Origin of the sequence: Thermus tenuipuniceus, assembly GCF_002964845.1 — a bacterium.
Classification (GTDB): Bacteria; Deinococcota; Deinococci; order Deinococcales; family Thermaceae; genus Thermus; species Thermus tenuipuniceus.
The window spans coordinates 35,162-53,313 of record NZ_PRDA01000024.1 but is presented as its reverse complement, the minus strand read 5'-3'; the positions used below and the strand labels follow the sequence as shown (position 1 = coordinate 53,313).

Sequence of the window (18,152 nt, the reverse complement as noted above, 5' to 3'; positions counted from 1 at the left end):
TCCCCTTCTGGCGCTGGCAGGGGGAGCGGGCCGAGAGGCTTATGGCCCTGGCTCCCCGGCTCCCCGTGGTAAAGCCGGAGGGGAAAACCTTTACGAAGGCCCTCTTCCACGGCGCAGAAACCAGGGTGCATGTGCCCCCTTTCAAGGGGGTTCTACCTCAGCCAGGAGGAGGCCGAGCCTCCCGAACCCCTCCAGCCTTCCCCGGAAACCTGCCCCCTTCATCAGGGCTAGGACCTCCTCTGCCCAAGGCCGCCAAAGGCCCCAGGGAGGCCCTGGCCCCAGGAGGAGCATCCCGAAAAGCCGCCCTCCCGGCCGGAGCACCCGGCGGGCTTCCTGGGCCGCCCGCAAGGGGTCGGGGAACTCGTTCCAGGTGGGGCCGACGGCCACGCCGCCAAAGGCCCCTTCCCGGAAAGGCAGGGCTTCCCCGTGGCCCAAAAGGTAAGGGCCCGGCCGTCTGCGGCGGGCTACCCAGAGGAAGGCGGGGGAGGGGTCCAGGCCCACCCCCCTCTCCCCCAGGGCCTCCCGGTAGACCCCGGTCCCCGTGCCCACATCCAAAAAGGGCCCCCCGGTGGGCAGGAGCCAGTCCCGTAGGCGGACGAGCTCCTCTGCAAGGGTGAGCTTTTTCCCGGAGAGAAGGCCGGTGGAGCGCCGCCGCCAGGCGTCGTAGAGGAGGGGGATAAGGGGGAGGCGGTTCGCCAGCCAGAGGTGGGGCCGCTCCCGCCCCGCGCGAAGGTCCAGAAGGCCTCCCCGGAAGGCGTAGCGGGCCCCGCAGGTGGGGCAGCGGGCCTCCCCCTCCACCTCCAGCCTCCCCCGGCACCGGGGGCAGGCCAGGAGGGGGAGGAGCCAAGGGGGCATGGGTTCCTTCACGTTTCTAAAGAAGGGGCCCCCCGGAGAGGCCGGGGGGCCTAGCCTATAGGGCTTACCGGTTCCCGCCGAGGGCGGCTGCGTCCACCACCGGCACCACGGTGAGGGTCCCCGCTTTAGCGCTTCCCACCGCGAAGACGGTGTAGGTCTTGCCGCTTTCCAGAACCAACCCGGGAAGCTCCAAGGCCACGGTGCTCGTTCCCGCCACCCGGACCTCGAGGTCATACCGCCCTGCGGGCACCACCAGGTACTGGCCCGCCCGGGGGAAGGGGAGGTTGCCGAAGAGCACCGGGCCCCCCTTCACCGCCACGTCCACCGCCGGGGCGTCGGGGGAGGTGTGCACCACCCGCACCCGCGCGTAGCCCGCCCTCGGGAAGAGCCCCGCCAAGGCGTCTACATACACCTGAGGCCGGATCTGGGCCAGGAAACCGGTGGCGGCCACGGTGTAGTAGACCCCCTCTCGCAGGTCCAGTTCGGTGTCGATGACCACGGGGCTGTCCTGCCCCGCGGGCACCACCTGGACCCGTACCTTTGCTGCGGGGAGGGCCAGGTAGGGGGTCACCTCCTTGAAGGCCAGGCCCGTGATGGCCCGCTGGCCGTTCACCAGCACGTCCACCGCCGGGGCGTCAGGGGAAAGGTGCGCCACCCGCACCATGGCCCCTTGGGCCAGGGCCAGGCTGCCTACCGCTAACGCCAACAAAAGGCCGATTAACCTCTTCATCCTTTCACCTCCTAAGGGGAAGCTTAGGGGGGATTTCCTTGCAAAAGTTTTGTCCAGAATACGAAGTTTTCGCGAACCCTCTTCTCAAGCAGGCTCTCCCGGAGCCCTTACGGGGCCAGGCCCAGGGCGTGCCCCGGGTGGAAGGCCAGGAGGAACCCCCCTGGACCAGGGTGGCCAGACCGAAGCCCCGGTGGGAGGCTGTGCGGCCTCGGAGGAAGAGGAGAACCCCGGCCAATAAGGTAGGGGAGGTCCAGCCCCGCCTTGACGAGGAGGACCTCCCGCAGGTTCCCCGGAGCCTCTTGTCTCAGGGCGCAGCGACCCAAGGCTCCGTCCACCAGCCCCTAGGTCCCATTCGCGAAGAAGAAGCCCTGCCAGAAGGGGCTTTACCCACCAAAAGCCGAAGAGGGCCGTCCCTAAGGAGAGGAGACTTTAGAGGAGGGGGCCTTGGGCCAGGGCGCTCATCGGGTGCTTCCCCCTCGTCCAGGGAGAAGGGTTAGTAGCCCTTCTCCTCCCCGGCCTCCGTACTCAAGCAGGCCTCCAAGCGGGGGGCCTTCCGGGCATTCAGGCCATGGCCCTGGTAGGGGGTCCAGGCTGCCGCCTCCCGCCTCTCCCCCAAGCCCCGGTCCCAGAAGCCAGAGGGTGGGGTGGAGGTCCTCGGGACAGCCCGCTCCCACGAAGAGGGAGGTCCTAAAGGGGAAGCCCTCCGGCACCTCCAGGCGGAAGAAGGCCCACCCCTTGGGCTCCAGGCCCCCTTGCCGCGGGATAGCCTAGAGGGGCTTGGCCGCTTGGAGCCGGGCGTAAAAGGCGTGGGTCAAGGCGATGGCCAGGGCATCGGCTAGGTGGCTGGGCTTGGGAGCCTCCTTTAAACCCAGGATGCCCCGGACCATAAAGGCCACCTCTTCCTTACCGGCGTGCCCGTGCCCGGCCAGGGCCTGCTTCACCTGCATGGGGCCGTAGGCGTAAACGGGAACCCCCGTCTCAAAGGCCGCCACCAGCACCGCCCCCAGGGCCCAGCCCACCTTGTAGGCCAGCTCGTTCTGCCGGTAGAAGTACTGCTCCTCCACCGCCAGGGCCTCGGGGTGGAAGCGGGCAAGGGCCTCCTTTACCCGGGCGTGGATCCGCCCCACCCGTTCCTGGGCGGGTTCCTTGTGGTAGGTCCTCACCACCTCCCCGTGGAGGAGGCGGGCTTTTAGAGTACCCTTGGGCTCCGCCTCCACCACCCCCAGGCCCAGGTGGGTGATGCCGGGGTCTATGCCCAAAACCACCATGCCTCGAGGTTCCTAGTTGCCCTTTCTAGGGGGGTAGTCCGCATCCCCGTAGCGGATAAAGGCGGGGATGTCGAAGTTGTAGGGATCGGCGTGGGTCGGGAAGTCCACGGGCCTAAGCGGCTTGGGCACCACGGTGCTTTCCCCGAAACCTGCGGCGATGAGGATCACCCTGAGCTCGTCCTGGGCCCGGTCGTCATAGGTGACCCCGTAGAGGATGTCCACATCCTCGTTGCCCGTGGCCTCCCGCACCCGCTCCACCACATCCGCCGCCTCCATAAGGGAGAGGTCCTCGGAGCCCACCACGTTAAGGAGAAGCCGCTTGGCTCCCTCAATGGAGCGTTCCAGGAGGGGGCTATGGGTGGCGGTCTTGGCGGCTTCCTCCACCCGGTTTTCGCCCCGTCCCGCCCCGATGCCCATGAGCACCTGGCCTGCTCCCTCCAAAAGGGTTTTCACGTCGGCGAAGTCCACGTTGATGAGGCCCGGGAGATTGATGACGTCGGTGATGCCCTTGACCCCGTGGTAGAGCACCCGGTCGGCGATGAGGAAGGCATCCTTGAGGCTCACCTTCTTGTCCACGGCGGAGAGGAGGCGGTCGTTTTGCACCACCACCATGGCGTCCACCCGCTCCTTAAGGCGCTTGATACCCTCTTCCGCCGCCTTGAGGCGTTTCGGGCCTTCGAAGCTGAAGGGGCGGGTCACCACGGCCACGGTGAGGGTTCCAAGCCGCTTGGCGATATCCGCCACCACCGGGGCGCTTCCCGTTCCCGTACCGCCCCCCATGCCGGCGGTGATAAAGACCAGGTCGGCCCCGTCCAAGGCTTCGGCGATGAGGTCCTCGGCCTCGAGGGCTGCCTTCTCCCCGATCTCGGGGTTGGCTCCAGCCCCAAGGCCCCGGGTGAGCTTCTCCCCCAGCTGGATGCGCACATCCGCCAAGCTCTTTGCCAGAACTTGGGCGTCGGTGTTGGCGGCGATGAACTCCACCCCCATAAGCCCCGCCTCAATCATGCGGTTCACCGCATTGTTCCCCGCTCCCCCGAGACCGATGACCTTGATGACCGCTCCTTCCATCTCTGCCTCCTCTTCCCCAAACCAAATCGAAATCAGAATAGGTTATTAAGAATTTCTTTGATCCGCGCCCAAAGGCCCTCACCCTTTGCCTTCTCCTCACGCCTGTCCCTTCTTTCCCTGGTCCTTCGGGGCTCGGGTGCAGGGATGGGCAAGGTGGCGGCGTAACGAACCAGGCCCACGGCGGTGGCATGGCCAGGGGTGGCCACCACGTCGGTGAGGCCGGAAACCCCGTGGGGCTTGCCCACCCGTACGGGAAGGCCATACTGCTGCCTTGCCAGGAGGTCGAAGCCCTTAAGGAGGGCGCTACCCCCGGTGAGGATGACCCGATTCACCTTGATCTCCAAGGGCCCCAGGGCCTCGTCCACCGACTGGCGGGCCAAGTGTAGAATCTCCCGCAAGCGGGGGCGGATGATGCGGGCCAGTTCAGGAGCGGGTACCTCGCCCAGGGACCCACCTTCCTGATTGATCTCCAGGACCAACTCGGGATCCGCAAGCTCGGGTAGGGCGGCCCCATACTTGCGCTTCACCCGTTCCGCCTCCTCGAAGGGGATCTTGAGGAGCTGGGCGATGTCCTGGGTCACGTGATCTCCACCCAGGGGCAGAACGGAGGAGTGGGCCAGACGGCCTTCCCGGAAAACCGCCACCTCGGTGGTGCCCCCGCCCACGTCCAGGAGGAGGACGGTCATGTGCTCCTCCTCGGGGGCGAGGACACCGAGGCCGCTGGCCAGGGGCTGGGCCACCAGGGCCTCGATCTCCAGCCCCGCATCCTCCACCGCCCGGCGCAGGTTGGCCAAAGGTCCGCGGCCGGCCGCCACCAGGTGCACGTCCACCTCGAGGCGCACCCCCGCCATGCCCACGGGGTCGCGGATACCTTCCTGGCCATCCACCTTGAACTCCAAGGGAAGGGCGTGAAGGAACTCCAGATCGGCGTCAAAGGGATACGCCTTGGCCTGCTCGATGGCCCGCTCCACATCGGTGGCGGTAATGCTCTGGCCACGCCGGATGGCCGCCAGGCCATGGCTGGTCACGCTTTTGAGATGGGGTCCTCCTACCCCCAGGATGACCCGCTCCACCTTCACCCCGGCCACCCTTTCCGCCTGGTGGACGCTTTGGCGGATAGCCTCCGTGGTGCGCTCCAGGTTAACCACCACGCCCCGCTTCAATCCCTGGGAGGGCACGCTGCCCTCGCCGATGATGTCCAAAACGCCATCGGGGGCCAGTTCCCCGATCACGGTGGTAACCTTACTGGTACCGACGTCCAATCCAGCGATAATCATGGGCTTACGCTCACCCCCCAAGAATACAGGTAAACCTTCCCTTTTGGTGCGCCCGCCTGGGCATACTTTACTAGAAGCCGGGCCTCCGGGGCAAAGGCCACACCCTGCGGCGTTTCCACCCAAAACCCGGCGGGCGTGTAGCGCAGCCGGGTGGCCTCGGGGTAGGCGCGGGCCAGGGCCAGGAGGTCCTGGACAGGTAGGGGGCCTTGGCCCTCCACCTGGGGACCCTTGGCCATGGGGGCCCCTCCGGGAAGCACCGTCCCGTCGGTGGCCAGGGCGTTGCCGTCCGCCAGGGGAAGGAAGGGTTCCCGCTCCCTTAGGATCAGGCGGACCTCTCCTATCCGGGGCTTTTCCAGCCGGGCTTCCGCCACCCAGGGATCCTGGCGGAGGGCCTTTAGGTGGCCATTTCCCACCCACAGCCAGGGTTCGCCGGCATGGAGCTGGGTGCGGGCCAGGATCTCCTGTTTTTGCAGGTGGCGGTTGCCTTCCACCACCACGCTTTCCACCGGGAAGAGCACCAGGCTGGCCACGTAGAGGGTGGCGGCGAAAAGGGAGGCCAGCACAAGCTTCATCCTTACCATCCTAACCCCCCCGGTGTGAAAAATCGGATAAAGGTTACGGCCATACCTCCCACTCCAGCTCCAGGGGCAGTTCCTCCTGGATGCGCTTGAGGAGTTCCAGCACGTCTCTGGCGGTGGCTTGCCCGAGGTTAACGATAAAGTTCCCATGTTCTAGGGACACCATGGCGTCGCCCACCCTTAGGCCCTTGAGGCCCCTTTCGTCGATGAGCCGGCCTGCGGAGTGGCCCGGCGGGTTTTTAAAGGCGCAGCCGGCGCTTTTCCGCTTGGGCTGGCCCTTCCTGGCGGCGTCCACCTCGGCCATGCGCCGCCTTATCTCCTCCAGGGGGCGCTCTTTCAGCTTCAGGCGGACCCGGGTCACGATGCCCCCGGGGGGAAGGCGGCTTTGGCGGTAGCCAAAGCCCAGTTCCTGGGGGAGGTAGATGTGAAAGCGGCCCTCGTGGAAGATCTCCACCGCCTCGAGGGCATCCGCCATCTCCCCAAACCGGGTCCCCGCGTTCATCTTGACCGCGCCTCCCACCTGGGCGGGGATGCCGAGGAGGCCCTCGAGGCCGGAAAGCCCTTGGCGGGCTGCTTCCTGCACCAAGAGGGGAAGGAGGACCCCTGCCCCCACCCAGCCCCTTAGGTCGTAGGTGGCGAACTCACCCGAAAGGCGGATCACCCTTTCGGGCACCCCCTCGTCCATTACCAAGAGGTTGGAGCCATTTCCCAGGACCCGGTAGGGGGCCTCCGTGGCCTTTTGGAGGTCCTCGGGGGTTTCCACGGTCCAAAGCTCCGCCGGGCCTCCCACCCCTAAGGTGGTGTAGTCCTTGAGAAGCACCTGCTCAACCCTCATGGACCAGCCTCCAAGCCAACTCCGTCACGTCCCCTGCTCCCAGGGTGAGCCAGAGGTCCTCTGGGGTGGCGGTGGCCCTGGCGTAGGCCAGGGCCTCTTCCTTGTCCAGGAGGCAGGCGGGTTTCCCCAGCGCCAACAGCCGCTCGGCGATCTTTCGGGAAAGGGCCTCAGGGGCAATCCCCGCCTTTTCCCCTGCGGTGTAGACGGGCAGAACCACTACCTCGTGCGCGGAGGATAGGGCTTCGACGAAGCCTTCCCAAAGCTCCTGGGTGCGAAGGAGGCGGTGAGGCTGGAAGAGCACCCTTACCCTGCGGCCCAGGAGGTGGGCGGTGGCCAGGGTGGCCTTGACCTCTGTGGGGTGGTGGGCGTAGTCATCCACCACCCAAGCACCCCGCACCTCCCCGATCTTTTGGAACCGGCGCCCCACGCCTGGGAAGCGGGCCAGACCCTCGAGGATGGCCTCAGGCTCCACCCCGAAGCTTAGGGCGGCTAAGGCGGCAGCCAGGGCGTTTCGCACGTTGTGAGCGCCAGGGACCTGGAGCCTGGCCTCCCCCAGGGTCCGGCCTTGGTACACCAGCTGGAAACGGCTTCCCGTGGGTCCAAGCTCGGTTTCCTCGGCCCAAAGGTCCCCTTCCTCCCCGAAAAGCTTCCTGGGGAGTCCCTGGGAAAGCCTTAGGAGCCTGGGGTCAAAGGTGGACACCACCACCGTCTTGGCCCTGCTCAAAAAGCCCCGCATGGCTTTTTCCAACTCCTCCAGGCTTGTGTGGTAGTTGGGTGCCCTTTGCCCGGCAGGGGCGATGTGGTCCGCCTCGAGGTTGGTGGCCACCGCCACCTCCACCTCCACCTCCTGGAAGAGGGGATCGGACTCGTCCACCTCCGCCAGGCGGGGGCCAAGGCCGAAGCGGGCGTTGCCAGGTAAGAGGGAAAGCTCGCCCCCGAGGAGCACCCAGGGGTCCAACCCCGCGGCCAGGAAGATGCTCGCCAACATCCCCGTGGTGGTGGTCTTGCCGTGGGTACCGGTAACCCCCAAGGAGGGCCTTTGCCTTAGCAGATGGGCAAGAAGCTCCATCCTCCTCAGCACCCGCATCCCCTTGCGCCTGGCTTCTTCCACCTCGGGGTGGTCCAGGGGGATGGGAGTGGGAACCACCAGGGTGTCCTCCTCCTGGAGATGGGCGGGATCGTGGCCCCTATGGACCGGGACCCCTAGGCTTTCCGCCCGCCGGCCAGGGGCTAGGTCGCATCCGGTTACCTCGATGCCTTCCCCCAGTAAGAGGCGGGCCAAGGCGCTCATGCCCACACCCTCGAGGCCCATGATGTGTACCCGTGTCATAGGAATTCCTCCAGCCAATCCGCAAGCCTGGCTGCGGCCCCCTCAGGGGAAAGCCCGGCCATACCCTCCCGGTAAGGCTCGGGGTGGGCCAGGATCCCTTCCACCTGCTTTGCAAGCCTCGCCAGATCCCCAAGCTCCGCCCCACCCGCCTGCCGGTAGGCTTGGGCGTTGGCTGCCTGCGCGCCCCCGTCCAGGCTGGGGGAAAGGGGAAACAACAAAGCGGGCAGCCGGTGGTAAGCGGCCTCCGCCAGGGTGCCTGCCCCGGCCCGGGCGAGGAGGAGGTCGGCGGCGCTCATGGCCAGGGGGGTGTCCACGAACCCCGCAACCCGATAGCCCTCTTCCTCTAGATGCCGGTAACGCTCCAGCCAGCGCTCCCCCACCTGGTGAAGGACAGGGAGGCCTAGGGGTTTGAGCAGGGGAGGGAGCTTCTCGTTGAGTTCCAGGCTGCCCTGGCTTCCTCCGAGAATGAGGAGCAAGGGTTTGTCCGGGGGGAAGCCCAGCCGGGCCCTGGCCTCGGCCTTGGGGTAGCGCACCTCCCGCACGGGGTAACCGGTGACCCGGGCCTTGCGGGCGAGTCCGGGGGAAAGGGTTACCGGCACGGAGAGGGCAAGACCCCAGGCCATGGGGGCGAGGAGCCTTATGGCCAGACCCAGCTTGGCGTTTTGCTCGTGGAGGAGGACGGAAATCCCCTTAAGTTCCCCCACCATGGCCCCGGGAAACCCGGCGTACCCTCCGGTGGAGAGGATGGCCCTAGGCCTTTTCCTGCTCAGGAGCCTCCAGGCGGCCCTGAGGCCCTGCAGGAGCCTCTGGGCTTCCTGGGGCCGGAAGGCGCTACGGTCCAGCTTACCTGCGGGGATCAGGGCGTGGGGAATGGAGGTCTCGGGGAGGAGGCGGGCTTCGAGGCCCCCTTGGCTTCCCAGGTAGAAGACCTCGAGGCCCCGCTTCCTAAGCTCCTCCGCCACCGCCAAGGCGGGGAAAAGGTGCCCTCCGGTTCCGCCCCCAGTCAGGAGGACCATGGCCCCACCTCCTTCCTGGACGCTTCCCGGGCCAGGCGCATCATCACGCCCACGGCGAAGCCGGAAACCAAAAGGGAGCTTCCCCCATACGACACCAGGGGAAGGGGAACCCCCGTGACCGGCAGGAATCCCACGGTCACGCCGATGTTCAGCGCAGCCTGCAGGGTAAGGTAAAGGGTAAGGCCCAGGGCCACCAACCCCAAGGGTCCAGAAAGCCTCAGGGCCAGGGAGAGCCCCCGGGCGAAGATCAGAAAATAGAGCAAGAGCACCATGAACCCCCCCAGCCAGCCGGTGGCAAAGACCACGCTGGCAAAGACCATGTCGTTGTGGGCCTCGGGCAGGTGGGGCAGGTTGCCCGAAGGACCCTGGCCAAAGAGGCCGGCCAGGATCAAGGCCTTCTGGGCCTGGAGGACTTGGTAGGCGGTTTGGGCGGGGTTGGCTTCTCCCTGAAGGTAATCTAGAAAGCTGGCAAAACGCTCCGAAACGTAGCGGAAGCGGGCCAGATAGATCCCGGAGAAGGGGGCTAGGGCTATACCCCCTGCCAGGCTCACCATGATGAGCCTCCGCCAGGGTACCCCCGCCAGGATGAAGAGTAGGCCGGCCAGGGTTACCAGGAAGAGGGCGGTGGCAAAATCGGGTTCCACCAGCACCAACCCCGCGGTGAGGCCCACCAGGGCTGCGGCCCCCGCGATGGGGTAGTCGTTTCCCTTCCGCCCCACAAAGGAGGCCAGGTAGTAGACCAGCACCACCTTGGCGAGTTCCGAGGGTTGGAAGGCTAAGGGCCCCAGGTAAAACCACCGCCGCACCCCGCCCGGCCCGTCGCCCATGAAAAGTACCACGAGGAGAAGGCCCAGGATGACCAGGAGGAGGAGGCGGGCGTGGCGAAGAAGCCTTTCGGGGGGTAGGAGAAGGCCCAGGACCAGGGCCGCAAGGGCCACGGCGATGCGCAGAAGATGGTTTGGGAGAAGGCCAGGCTCGGCAACCCCCACGCCGATAAGGCCGAAGGCCATGAGGAGGAGGCTACTCAGGAGGAGGATGGGGTCCATGGCTCACCTCCCAGAGCATAGACTGCTTCCCGGAAAGCCTGGGCACGGTCCTGGTAGTCCCTGAACTGATCGAAGCTGGCGGCCAGGGGAGCCAGGAGGACGCTTCCCCGTTCCAGGCGCTTTAAGGCCTCGGCCACCGCTTCCCGCAAGGCAGCCCGGCCGTCCTCGTGTGGTAGGACCACCACCTCCACCCCACCCCCCAGGGCCTCGGCCATCTTGGGGCCATCCCGGCCGATGGCCAAAACCACCCGCACCCGGGAAAGGAGGGGGCGTAGGGGCTCGAGATCGGCTCCCTTGTCCTCCCCGCCCAGGATCCAGGCGATGGGGGCTGGGGCAGCCTCCAGGGCAGCGGCCACCGAGGGAGTGCGGGTGGCGATGGAATCATCGATGAAAACCACCTCCCCCTTCCTGGCAAAGATCTGGAAGCGATGGGCGGGGGAGGGGAGGGTTTTTAAGCTTTCTTCGAGAAGATCCGTGTTCAAGGGGCGGCCTAGGAGTTCCAGGTAGGCCCGGGTCGCCTCGAGGGCCGCCCTTAGATTGCTCTCCCTAGGGGAGTTCCCTGGGGTGAAGGGGTAGAGCCGGGCTAAAGAGGCCTGGGCGGCCCGCCGCACCCGGGGGTCTTCTTGGTTGTAGACCAGGGCGTCCTCGGGGGTGAGGTTTTTGAGAAGGTTCAACTTGGCCTGGTGGTAGGCTTCCACGCTCCCGTGCCGGTCCAGGTGGTCCACCCCAAGGTTGAGGAGGACCGCCACCCGGGGGCGGAAGGCGTGGATCCTTTCCAGCTGGAAGCTGGAAAGTTCGGCCACCGCCACCTCAGCCTCGTCCACCACGCTTACCAAGGGGGGATCCACATTGCCCCCCTCGAGGGCCTTAAGCCCCTGCCCCTTAAGGAGATGGACGGTGAAGAGGGTGGTGGAGGTTTTGCCGGCGGTGCCGGTGATGCCGACGATGGGGGTGGGGGAGAGGCGGTAGGCCAGCTCCGCTTCCCCAAGGATCAGGGCCCCGCGGGCCTTCAAGGCCTCGAGGTGGGGATGGGAAAGGGATACCCCAGGGGCGGCCACCACCTCCTGGTAGTCCCCCTCCAGGTTCCAGTCCGGGGTGAAGCCCAGGCTCAAAGCCTCCCGCACCTCTATTTCCTTGGGACGATCATCGTAGAAACGGGCGGGAAGTCCCCGCTTCCTCAAGAAGCGCAGAACCCCAAGTCCGCTTCGTCCCAGCCCATAGACCAGGATCATGCTCCTCCCCCCAGGCTGAAGGCCAAGGCCGTGGCCAAGGCGGTGAGGACGGTGAAGCGGAAGACGATCTTGCTTTCCTCCCATCCGGAAAGCTCCAGGTGGTGGTGCAGGGGGCTCATGCGCAGAAGGCGCTTCCCCGTCCTCCGGAAATAGAGGACCTGAACCACCACGGAGAGCACCTCCAGTACGGGTATGATGCCCGCCAAGGGCAGAAGCCAAAGCTTTCCCGTAAGGGTGAAAAGCCCGGCCAGCATGGCCCCCAGGGCCTGGCTTCCCGTGTCCCCCATGAAGACCTTGGCCTGGGGGGCATTGTGCCAGAGGAATCCCAGGAGGGCGCCCAGGAGGGTTTGGGCAAAGGGGTAAGGGTAGAAGGGAAGAAGGAGTACGGCGGCGATGCTGGTTAAAAGCCCGTCCAGGCCATCCGTAAAGTTGAAGGCATTGGCGGCACCCACCACCGCCAGGAGGATAAGGAGCACATCCGCGAGGGGCCAGGGAGTGTAGGCCACCTGCCGCACTGCCCAAAGGGCAAAGATCAGGGCCATGAGGGTCTGCAGGGCGAGTTTCTCGCGGGCCCTTAGGGGCCGGGCGAGGTTTCCCCCCAGGTCGTCCAAAAGCCCCAGGAGGGCGAAGCCCAGGCCCAGGAGCCAAAGGCCGGCGAACCCGTCCCACCCCATCAGGCTGTAGGCCAGAAAGCCCGCCAGGAGGAAGGCCACACCCCCCATGCTGGGGGTACCCTGCTTGGCCAGGTGGCTTTGAGGTCCGTCGGTGCGCACCTTCTTGCCCAGGCCCAGGCTTCTCATGAACGCGATCCAGACCGCGGTGAGGAACCAGGAGAGGAGAAGGGCTAGGGCCATACCACCTCCTTGCAGGAAATCACCCGCCTGCCCGGGGTGAGGTAGAGGGTTTCTCCCCAGGCGGCAAAGTCCTGGGCTTCCGCCACCGGTTTGGCTCCCTCGGGCCGCACCAAGTAGACCCAGCCCACCATGAGGGCCGCCACCCCGCAGGCCCCGGCCTGGGCTTTGCGGACAACCTGGGGCAGGGGGAGGAGGAGGCCTTCCGGGTAGAAGTAGGCTTCCTGGCCCAGGGCCACCACCCCAGTGTCCAAGGCCACCACCTGGGAGAAAGCCCCCGGGCGGAGAAGGGTGGTTTCCCGGTAGAGCCCCTTTTCTCCTACCCAGAAGAGCCCTTCTTGGCCCCAGGCGGCGTCCCGGGCAGGGTAGGGGAGAAATCCTTCCCCCGTGTACACGCCTTCTCCTAGCCCCACCATCACTTTCCCTGAAGAGGCCCTAAGAAATCGTGGGATGCCCGGCAGGGGAAGGCTTTGCCAATAGCCATCCCGGTAGATGAGAAGCTGGTACGGGTAGGCGGCATAGAGGCTTTGCCGGTCAGCATCCAGAAAGAGGGGAAGTCCTGGCAGGGCCACGGAGAAGCGGCCCGTCACCCACCCTCCCTCGGCGAAGCCGCCTGGGTAGGGAAGCAGGGGAGCGGTGGCCTGGAGGGGAGCACAGGCGCTGAGGAGGGCGAGAAGGGGCAGGGCGTTCAGGCGTCCCATAGCTCCAGAATCCTTTCCAGGCCCACGCCCCTCGAGGCCTTCAGGTAGACCAGGTCCCCGGGCTGAACCCGTTCCTTGAGCCAGGCTACAGCTTCCTCGAGGCCTTCTGCTGCTTCCCCACCTAAGGAGGCCTGGGCCTTGGCGTAGGGGCCCAGGTACAGGGGCTTAAGGCCCAACTGGGCTGCTTCCTTGGCCACTTCCAGGTGTAGCCTTAGGGCTTCCTCCCCCAGTTCCCGCATCTCCCCCAGGACCACCCACTTCCTGCCGGGTTGCAAGGCTAGCCAGGCCAGGCCCGCTTTCACCGAAAGGGGGTTGGCGTTGTAAGCGTCGTTCAAGAACACCACCCCATCCTTTTCCCGCCGCTCCATCCGCCCCGGGGGAAGCACCAGATGGGCTAGCCTCTCCGCCACTTCCTTGGAATCTAGGCCCAACATCTCCGCCACCCCCAAGGCAGCCAAGGCGGCCAGGGCTGGGCCCATGCCGGGGTAGGGGATGCGGACCTCGAGGGCCCCGTAGCGGAAGCGGCTTTCGTGAAGAAGAAGCCTCAGGTCCTCTCCCCGAAAGGTGGCCTGGCCAAAGCCGTAGGTGGGGAGGTTCCGGCCCTGGCCAAAGCGCCCTAAGACCTCGGCCGCCTGCAGGCTCACCAGGGCCTGGGGGGCGGATAGCAGGCCTGCTTCCTCCTCCACCACTCCCTGGAGGCTGCCGAAGGCTTCCAGGTGTTCCTCTCCCAAGGCGGTAAGCACCGCAAGGTGCGGCCTGACCAGGCCCATGAGTTCGGCCATTTCCCCTACCCGGTCCACCCCGAGTTCCACCACGCAGCCTGGGGCCTGGGGATCCAGCCTCAGGAGAAAGCGGGCGAGAGGCGGGGCCGTGTTCTGGTTGCCCGGAGGAGCGGGGAACCCCAGGCCTTGGGCCAGGGCTTCCTTGGTGGTGGTTTTTCCCGAGCTGCCCCCCACCGCCACCACCTGGCCGGGGAAAAACTCCCGCAAGGCCCTTCCCAAGCGGAGAAGGGCCTGGTGGGTGTCCGCCACCTCCACCGTGGCGGGTCCTGGACGGTCGGAGAGGACCAGGTGGGCTCCTTTGGCCCGGGCTTCGTCCACATACTCCCGTCCATGGACCCGCTTCCCGGGCAGGGCCACGAAGAGGCTGCCAGGGGTGGTCTCGCGGCTATCCCAGTGGAGGTCGCGCACGGGTTTCCCCCCAGGGTGAAGCCTTCCCCCGGTGGCCCTGGCCACCCACTCCGGCGTTACTTCCCTAACATGATGAAGATACACAAGCCACTCACCGCCCTTCAGCATAGGGGGGTATACCCCGGTACGCCAAGAGCCCGGCGGCCACCTCCCGGAAGATGGGGGCGGCCACCAGGCTGCCGTGGATCTCCCCTTTGGGATGGTGGATGGCTACCACCACGGTGTAGAGGGGTTTATCCCCGGGCACGAAGCCAGCAAACCAAGCGGTGAAGACTTCCTGGGAATACCTTCCGTTTACCACCACCTGGGCGGTTCCCGTCTTGCCCGCCAAGGGGTACCCTGCCAGGGAGGCACGGGGAGCAAGGCCTTCCTGCAGGGCTCGGCGGATGGCCCTGGCGGTGGCGGGGGAGAAGACCCGCTCCGGCTGGCCTTCTTGCCGGACGAAGAGCCTGGGTGGGCGGTAGAGGCCGTCCACCAGGGTGTTGAAGGCAGCGGTGAGGTGAAGGGGGGTGACGAGGAAACCTTGGCCAAAGGTGTGATTGGCGTAGGCGGCGGGGCTCCAGGTGTGGGGCGGGGTAACGATTGGGCTAGCCACCCTGACCCCGGGCAGGGGGGTGGGATCGGTGAAGTGTAGACGCTCCATATAATGGTAAAACACCTGCTTGGGCAGGGCCTCGGCCAGCAGGCTGATGCCCACGTTGGAGGAGTAGCGAAGCACCTCGGCCAAGGTGAGGACCGGGGGGTGGGGGATGACGTCCCGGATGGTCCATCCGTCCACCACCCGGTGCATGGGGGCCTCCACCCGGGTGGTGAGGTTGGCCGCCCCTTCCTCCAGGAGCATGGCGGCGGTAAGGGCCTTCATGGTGGAGCCAGGCTCCAGGGGTACCAGAAAGGCGTGGTTCCGCCAGGAGATGTCCCGGTTGGGATCCCCCCTGGGGGCTAGGGGATCAAAGGCTGGCCCGTTGGCCACGGCCCTGAGGTTTCCCTCCCGATCCATGACCAGCAGGGTGCCAAAGGCCCCCCGGCTTCGCGCCAGGCCCTCCCAGAGGGCCTTCTCCGCCAGGGCCTGGATCCAGGGGTCCAGGGTGAGGGTGAAGGAGCGGCCCGCCTCCAGGGCCCCGTTCAAATCCCGTTCCAACCCCTCAAGCCCCTTCCCCGTGCCCCGTTCCCCGAAGCCCAGGAGCTGGCTGGCGCTTTTTCCCAAGGGGTAGTAGCGCCCTTCCTTGAGGTCCAGGGCCAAGGGGGTGCCATCCTGGGCATATAGGGTGCCTCGAGGGGGAGCGGCGGGAGGCGGGGGAGCGGAGAGCCTTGGAGGGCGGGCGATCAGGCTGTAAAGGCCCAAGCCGAAGAGGGCCACCCAGAGGGCGAACCCCAGAAAAACCCAGGAAACCCGGCTTACCCCTACGGTCACTCCCCCCACCTCCCTTGGCTCATGGGCACGAAGCCCTTTTCCTTGGCCCAGGAGAGCACCCGGTGGGGCTCGGTGGCCTGCCACCTTTCCTTGAGCAAGGCTTCCTCCCGGGCTTTTAACCTAGCGAGCTCCTCTTCCATCCTGGCCAGGTGCGCCTTCTCCATTTGGTTGCGGTGGCCCACGGCGAAGACCAAAAGGAGGGCTAGGAGGTAGAGGAGGCCGAAGCGAAGGGCTGTGCTCAGGCTTCCCTGGCGGTGCATCAGGCCACCTCCTTCTCCGCCGCCCTGAGCTTGGCGCTGCGGGACCTGGGGTTCTTCGCTACCTCCTCTGGGCTTGGGGTGATGGGCTTCTTGGTGAGCACCTTTAGACCGCTCTCCTTCAGGAAGCGCTTCACCACCCGGTCTTCCAGGGAATGGAAGGTGATGACCAGAAGCCTTCCTCCAGGGGCTAAGACCTCCTCGGCTTGCCTAAGGAACTCCTCCAGGGCGCCTAGCTCGTCGTTCACGTACATCCGGATGGCCTGGAAGGTTTTGCGGGCGGGGTGTCCCGCCTTCCGGAAGCCCACCGCCTGCCGCACCACCTCGGCCAGCTCCAAAGTGGTGCGGATGGGGGCTTTCTGCCTTTTTTCCACGATGGCCTTGGCGATGCGATGGGCCTGCTTCTCCTCCCCCAGGTCCCGCAGGATCCGCCGGAGGTCTTCCAAGGGAAGGGTGTTCACCACCTCGTAGGCGGTGGGGCCCTCCTCTCCCATGCGCATGTCCAGGGGGCCTTCCCTCTGGTAGCTGAAGCCCCGCTTGGGGTCCTCCAGGTGGAAGCTGCTCACCCCTAGATCCGCCAGGATGCCTGCCACCTGGCTAACCCCTGCCTCCTGGAGGACCTCCTTTAGATGGCGGAAGTTCCGCTGAAAAACCCTGAGCCCAGGGAGCCCCAGGGCCCTTGCCCGGGCCACGGCCTCGGGGTCCTGGTCCAGGCCGATGACCAGGCCTCCTTGTTCCAGGATTCCCTTGGTGTGCCCAGCTCCTCCCAAGGTGGCGTCCACGTACACCTGGCCTGGCCGGACCTGGAGGAGGTGGAGGACCTCCTGGTAAAGGACGGGGATGTGCTGGGTAATGGCGTCCATAAATCTCCTATCCAATGAGCCCCTTGAGGGCCTCGGGGGCCGGGGGGTTTTGCATGATCTCCTCAATGGTCTTCCACCAGCGTTCCTGGCTCCAGATCTCCAGCCGTCCCGGGGCACCGGCGATCACCACCTCCCCACCTTCCTGAAGACCTGCGAACTGGCGGAGGGGTGGGGGAATCAGGACCCGGGAGGCGTTGTCCATGCGGGTTTTGTGGGCCCCGGAGTAGAAGAAGCGCACGAAGGCCCGGGCCTGGGCGTCGGTGAGGGGGAGGTTGACCAGCTGCTCCTCAATCTTGCGCCAGCGGTCCGAGGGAAAGACGTAGAGGCAGCCCTCCATTCCGCGGGTGAGCACCAGGCCATCCTCGAGGAAATCCCGGAAGGGGCCGGGGATCACCACCCGCCCCTTGTCGTCCAGGCTGTACTGGTACTCGCCGAAGGGCATTTCCCACCTGGTCCCACCCTCTGGGGCTGGCTGGGCTTGGGCGTCCAGTTTGGAGCCTTACCCGCAGAGGAGTTCTTGCCCAGGAGTATAGCACGGATTCCCCACAGTTTTCCACTACCTCCCACTTGTATCCCACTTAATTCCCACCCCGGATGCAAAGAAAAACCCCAAGCCGAAGCTTGGGGAGCCCCAGGACAGGGCGTAAGCCGGGTTCTGTTTTCAGCGGTCATCTCTCTGGGGCCGGCGTCGCCGCCGGCCTCAAGCGGCCCATCCCAGGGGTTGTGGCGGGCCGGGCAAGCCCTTCCCCTCTACTGGGCCTTGCACCGGGTGGGGTTTGCCGTGCCGCCCCTGTTTCCAGTGTAATAGAGCGTGCTTTTAGGATAGTTGGGCTGGACCCGACTAAAGGCGAAGGAAGGCGAACGAAGGCGATAAAGAAGGCGAAAAAAGGCGGCGGGCTCCCGAAAAAAGGCGGCGGTTTGGCGGAGGGCGGCCGATCACGCTTTCAGGACAGTAATGCGGGTCAGTACGATGCTGATCGGAAAAGGACGCTGTGCCAGGTTAATTTTTGCCGACCTGGAGCCGCTGACCGGGGCAATCTTTGACCGAGGTCAGTCATGCTTTTGGGGCAAATCGCTCACGCTTTTAGGACAGTAAAAGAGGGCGATGAGGAAGGCAAAAGCGCCCGTTGATGTAAGCCCACTTTATAGCAAACCGCGCAAAGTTGATGAGAGGAGTAAAGCGGCTACAGGAGCCGGGAAATGCCGCTATGCAGTCGTTTGTATAGGCTGAGACAGCGTGAGACAGCGTGAAGGGGGTACTTGAGACAGCGTGAGACAGCGTGAGACAGCGTCCGAAAGTGGCGAGAAGCCCTTCGTTATCGTGTTATGCACCTTTTGCATAACTGAGACACCGTGACGCTGTCTCAGCCCAAAATCTAAAGGATAGCTTAGTGTATGCTAATGAAAAACTCATCTGGTGTACCATAATGTTTCGCCTACCCCCTCCTCCTGGTAGCCCCGCCCCCAAAGCGCAACCCCCAGGCCTTCACCTGGGGGTCTGCCGGAGGTAGCGCCTTTCCAGCCAGAGGGCCTGGCGGGCCAGCTCTAGGAAGTCTTCCGGGTCCTCGGGAGGCTCGCGGTGGAGCCAGTGGCGGATGAGGGCGGAAAGCTGGGCGAGGGGTGGAGGGTCACGCTCCAGCTCCG

Annotated in this window: 18 protein-coding genes; all 18 read right to left on the bottom strand. The window is 65.8% G+C overall.

The genetic code is table 11. The annotated features are described in order from the left end of the window. Window positions 1-141: 141 nt before the first annotated feature. The 18 genes from C2847_RS08935 to mraZ all read right to left on the bottom strand — a co-directional run bounded on the left by C2847_RS08935 (window position 142) and on the right by mraZ (window position 16,950). Window positions 142-855 carry a methyltransferase domain-containing protein gene (locus tag C2847_RS08935; protein WP_105318035.1) on the bottom strand — a complete coding sequence of 238 codons (714 nt, stop codon included), beginning with the start codon at window positions 853-855 and terminating at the stop codon, window positions 142-144. Window positions 856-919: 64 nt separating this feature from the next. After that, the gene (locus C2847_RS08930) at window positions 920-1,585 is read right to left on the bottom strand and encodes a DUF4397 domain-containing protein (protein ID WP_105318034.1); all 666 of its coding nucleotides are present in this window, start codon (window positions 1,583-1,585) and stop codon (window positions 920-922) included. Between the two features lie 767 nt (window positions 1,586-2,352). Further along, complete coding sequence (gene ruvC, locus C2847_RS08920) at window positions 2,353-2,853, bottom strand: crossover junction endodeoxyribonuclease RuvC (protein ID WP_105318032.1); 501 nt, start codon at window positions 2,851-2,853, stop codon at window positions 2,353-2,355. Window positions 2,854-2,865: 12 nt separating this feature from the next. Continuing rightward, on the bottom strand, window positions 2,866-3,921 hold the full coding sequence (gene ftsZ, locus C2847_RS08915; RefSeq protein ID WP_105318031.1) for a cell division protein FtsZ: 1,056 nt from the start codon (window positions 3,919-3,921) through the stop codon (window positions 2,866-2,868). 32 nt (window positions 3,922-3,953) lie between these two features. After that, window positions 3,954-5,198, bottom strand: coding sequence for a cell division protein FtsA (ftsA, locus tag C2847_RS08910; RefSeq protein WP_105318030.1), 1,245 nt, complete (start codon window positions 5,196-5,198; stop codon window positions 3,954-3,956). Beyond that, complete coding sequence (locus C2847_RS08905) at window positions 5,195-5,779, bottom strand: cell division protein FtsQ/DivIB (protein WP_105318029.1); 585 nt, start codon at window positions 5,777-5,779, stop codon at window positions 5,195-5,197. The genes ftsA and C2847_RS08905 overlap by 4 nt, the downstream gene beginning before the upstream one ends. 34 nt (window positions 5,780-5,813) lie before the next feature. Then, window positions 5,814-6,611 (bottom strand): UDP-N-acetylmuramate dehydrogenase, encoded by a 798-nt coding sequence (locus C2847_RS08900; RefSeq protein ID WP_105318028.1) that lies wholly within the window; start codon window positions 6,609-6,611, stop codon window positions 5,814-5,816. Further along, window positions 6,601-7,941: a UDP-N-acetylmuramate--L-alanine ligase gene (gene murC / locus C2847_RS08895; protein WP_105318027.1), complete on the bottom strand. Its 1,341-nt coding sequence runs from the start codon at window positions 7,939-7,941 to the stop codon at window positions 6,601-6,603. Before murC ends, C2847_RS08900 begins: the two co-directional genes overlap by 11 nt. Further along, on the bottom strand, window positions 7,938-8,957 hold the full coding sequence (locus C2847_RS08890; RefSeq protein ID WP_105318026.1) for a UDP-N-acetylglucosamine--N-acetylmuramyl-(pentapeptide) pyrophosphoryl-undecaprenol N-acetylglucosamine transferase: 1,020 nt from the start codon (window positions 8,955-8,957) through the stop codon (window positions 7,938-7,940). Before C2847_RS08890 ends, murC begins: the two co-directional genes overlap by 4 nt. Further along, the gene (locus C2847_RS08885; protein ID WP_105318025.1) at window positions 8,945-10,003 is read right to left on the bottom strand and encodes an FtsW/RodA/SpoVE family cell cycle protein; all 1,059 of its coding nucleotides are present in this window, start codon (window positions 10,001-10,003) and stop codon (window positions 8,945-8,947) included. Before C2847_RS08885 ends, C2847_RS08890 begins: the two co-directional genes overlap by 13 nt. Beyond that, window positions 9,982-11,235 (bottom strand): Mur ligase family protein, encoded by a 1,254-nt coding sequence (locus C2847_RS08880; RefSeq protein ID WP_105318024.1) that lies wholly within the window; start codon window positions 11,233-11,235, stop codon window positions 9,982-9,984. Before C2847_RS08880 ends, C2847_RS08885 begins: the two co-directional genes overlap by 22 nt. Next, a complete protein-coding gene (locus tag C2847_RS08875; RefSeq protein ID WP_105318023.1) occupies window positions 11,232-12,089 on the bottom strand; it encodes a phospho-N-acetylmuramoyl-pentapeptide-transferase in 858 nt (285 codons plus the stop codon). Before C2847_RS08875 ends, C2847_RS08880 begins: the two co-directional genes overlap by 4 nt. Then, the gene (locus C2847_RS08870; RefSeq protein WP_105318022.1) at window positions 12,080-12,787 is read right to left on the bottom strand and encodes a hypothetical protein; all 708 of its coding nucleotides are present in this window, start codon (window positions 12,785-12,787) and stop codon (window positions 12,080-12,082) included. Before C2847_RS08870 ends, C2847_RS08875 begins: the two co-directional genes overlap by 10 nt. Beyond that, a complete protein-coding gene (locus tag C2847_RS08865) occupies window positions 12,775-14,085 on the bottom strand; it encodes a UDP-N-acetylmuramoyl-tripeptide--D-alanyl-D-alanine ligase (RefSeq protein WP_208619948.1) in 1,311 nt (436 codons plus the stop codon). Before C2847_RS08865 ends, C2847_RS08870 begins: the two co-directional genes overlap by 13 nt. After that, window positions 14,069-15,388, bottom strand: a complete 1,320-nt coding sequence (locus C2847_RS08860) for a peptidoglycan D,D-transpeptidase FtsI family protein (RefSeq protein ID WP_105318036.1) — start codon at window positions 15,386-15,388, stop codon at window positions 14,069-14,071. The genes C2847_RS08865 and C2847_RS08860 overlap by 17 nt, the downstream gene beginning before the upstream one ends. Then, window positions 15,385-15,648: a hypothetical protein gene (locus C2847_RS08855; RefSeq protein WP_105318020.1), complete on the bottom strand. Its 264-nt coding sequence runs from the start codon at window positions 15,646-15,648 to the stop codon at window positions 15,385-15,387. The genes C2847_RS08860 and C2847_RS08855 overlap by 4 nt, the downstream gene beginning before the upstream one ends. Next, window positions 15,648-16,508, bottom strand: a complete 861-nt coding sequence (gene rsmH / locus C2847_RS08850) for a 16S rRNA (cytosine(1402)-N(4))-methyltransferase RsmH (protein ID WP_105318019.1) — start codon at window positions 16,506-16,508, stop codon at window positions 15,648-15,650. The genes C2847_RS08855 and rsmH overlap by 1 nt, the downstream gene beginning before the upstream one ends. A 7-nt stretch (window positions 16,509-16,515) precedes the next feature. Then, window positions 16,516-16,950: a division/cell wall cluster transcriptional repressor MraZ gene (mraZ, locus tag C2847_RS08845; RefSeq protein WP_038028266.1), complete on the bottom strand. Its 435-nt coding sequence runs from the start codon at window positions 16,948-16,950 to the stop codon at window positions 16,516-16,518. Window positions 16,951-18,152 lie beyond the last annotated feature (1,202 nt).

What these genes read in the sequence shown, in the direction of transcription:
- C2847_RS08935 (WP_105318035.1), bottom strand. Translation starts at nt 855, where the DNA reads ATGCCCCCTTGGCTCCTCCCCCTCCTGGCCTGCCCCCGGTGCCGGGGG.
- C2847_RS08930 (WP_105318034.1), bottom strand. Translation starts at nt 1,585, where the DNA reads ATGAAGAGGTTAATCGGCCTTTTGTTGGCGTTAGCGGTAGGCAGCCTG.
- ruvC (WP_105318032.1), bottom strand. Translation starts at nt 2,853, where the DNA reads ATGGTGGTTTTGGGCATAGACCCCGGCATCACCCACCTGGGCCTGGGG.
- ftsZ (WP_105318031.1), bottom strand. Translation starts at nt 3,921, where the DNA reads ATGGAAGGAGCGGTCATCAAGGTCATCGGTCTCGGGGGAGCGGGGAAC.
- ftsA (WP_105318030.1), bottom strand. Translation starts at nt 5,198, where the DNA reads ATGATTATCGCTGGATTGGACGTCGGTACCAGTAAGGTTACCACCGTG.
- C2847_RS08905 (WP_105318029.1), bottom strand. Translation starts at nt 5,779, where the DNA reads ATGGTAAGGATGAAGCTTGTGCTGGCCTCCCTTTTCGCCGCCACCCTC.
- C2847_RS08900 (WP_105318028.1), bottom strand. Translation starts at nt 6,611, where the DNA reads ATGAGGGTTGAGCAGGTGCTTCTCAAGGACTACACCACCTTAGGGGTG.
- murC (WP_105318027.1), bottom strand. Translation starts at nt 7,941, where the DNA reads ATGACACGGGTACACATCATGGGCCTCGAGGGTGTGGGCATGAGCGCC.
- C2847_RS08890 (WP_105318026.1), bottom strand. Translation starts at nt 8,957, where the DNA reads ATGGTCCTCCTGACTGGGGGCGGAACCGGAGGGCACCTTTTCCCCGCC.
- C2847_RS08885 (WP_105318025.1), bottom strand. Translation starts at nt 10,003, where the DNA reads ATGGACCCCATCCTCCTCCTGAGTAGCCTCCTCCTCATGGCCTTCGGC.
- C2847_RS08880 (WP_105318024.1), bottom strand. Translation starts at nt 11,235, where the DNA reads ATGATCCTGGTCTATGGGCTGGGACGAAGCGGACTTGGGGTTCTGCGC.
- C2847_RS08875 (WP_105318023.1), bottom strand. Translation starts at nt 12,089, where the DNA reads ATGGCCCTAGCCCTTCTCCTCTCCTGGTTCCTCACCGCGGTCTGGATC.
- C2847_RS08870 (WP_105318022.1), bottom strand. Translation starts at nt 12,787, where the DNA reads ATGGGACGCCTGAACGCCCTGCCCCTTCTCGCCCTCCTCAGCGCCTGT.
- C2847_RS08865 (WP_208619948.1), bottom strand. Translation starts at nt 14,085, where the DNA reads ATGCTGAAGGGCGGTGAGTGGCTTGTGTATCTTCATCATGTTAGGGAA.
- C2847_RS08855 (WP_105318020.1), bottom strand. Translation starts at nt 15,648, where the DNA reads ATGCACCGCCAGGGAAGCCTGAGCACAGCCCTTCGCTTCGGCCTCCTC.
- rsmH (WP_105318019.1), bottom strand. Translation starts at nt 16,508, where the DNA reads ATGGACGCCATTACCCAGCACATCCCCGTCCTTTACCAGGAGGTCCTC.
- mraZ (WP_038028266.1), bottom strand. Translation starts at nt 16,950, where the DNA reads ATGCCCTTCGGCGAGTACCAGTACAGCCTGGACGACAAGGGGCGGGTG.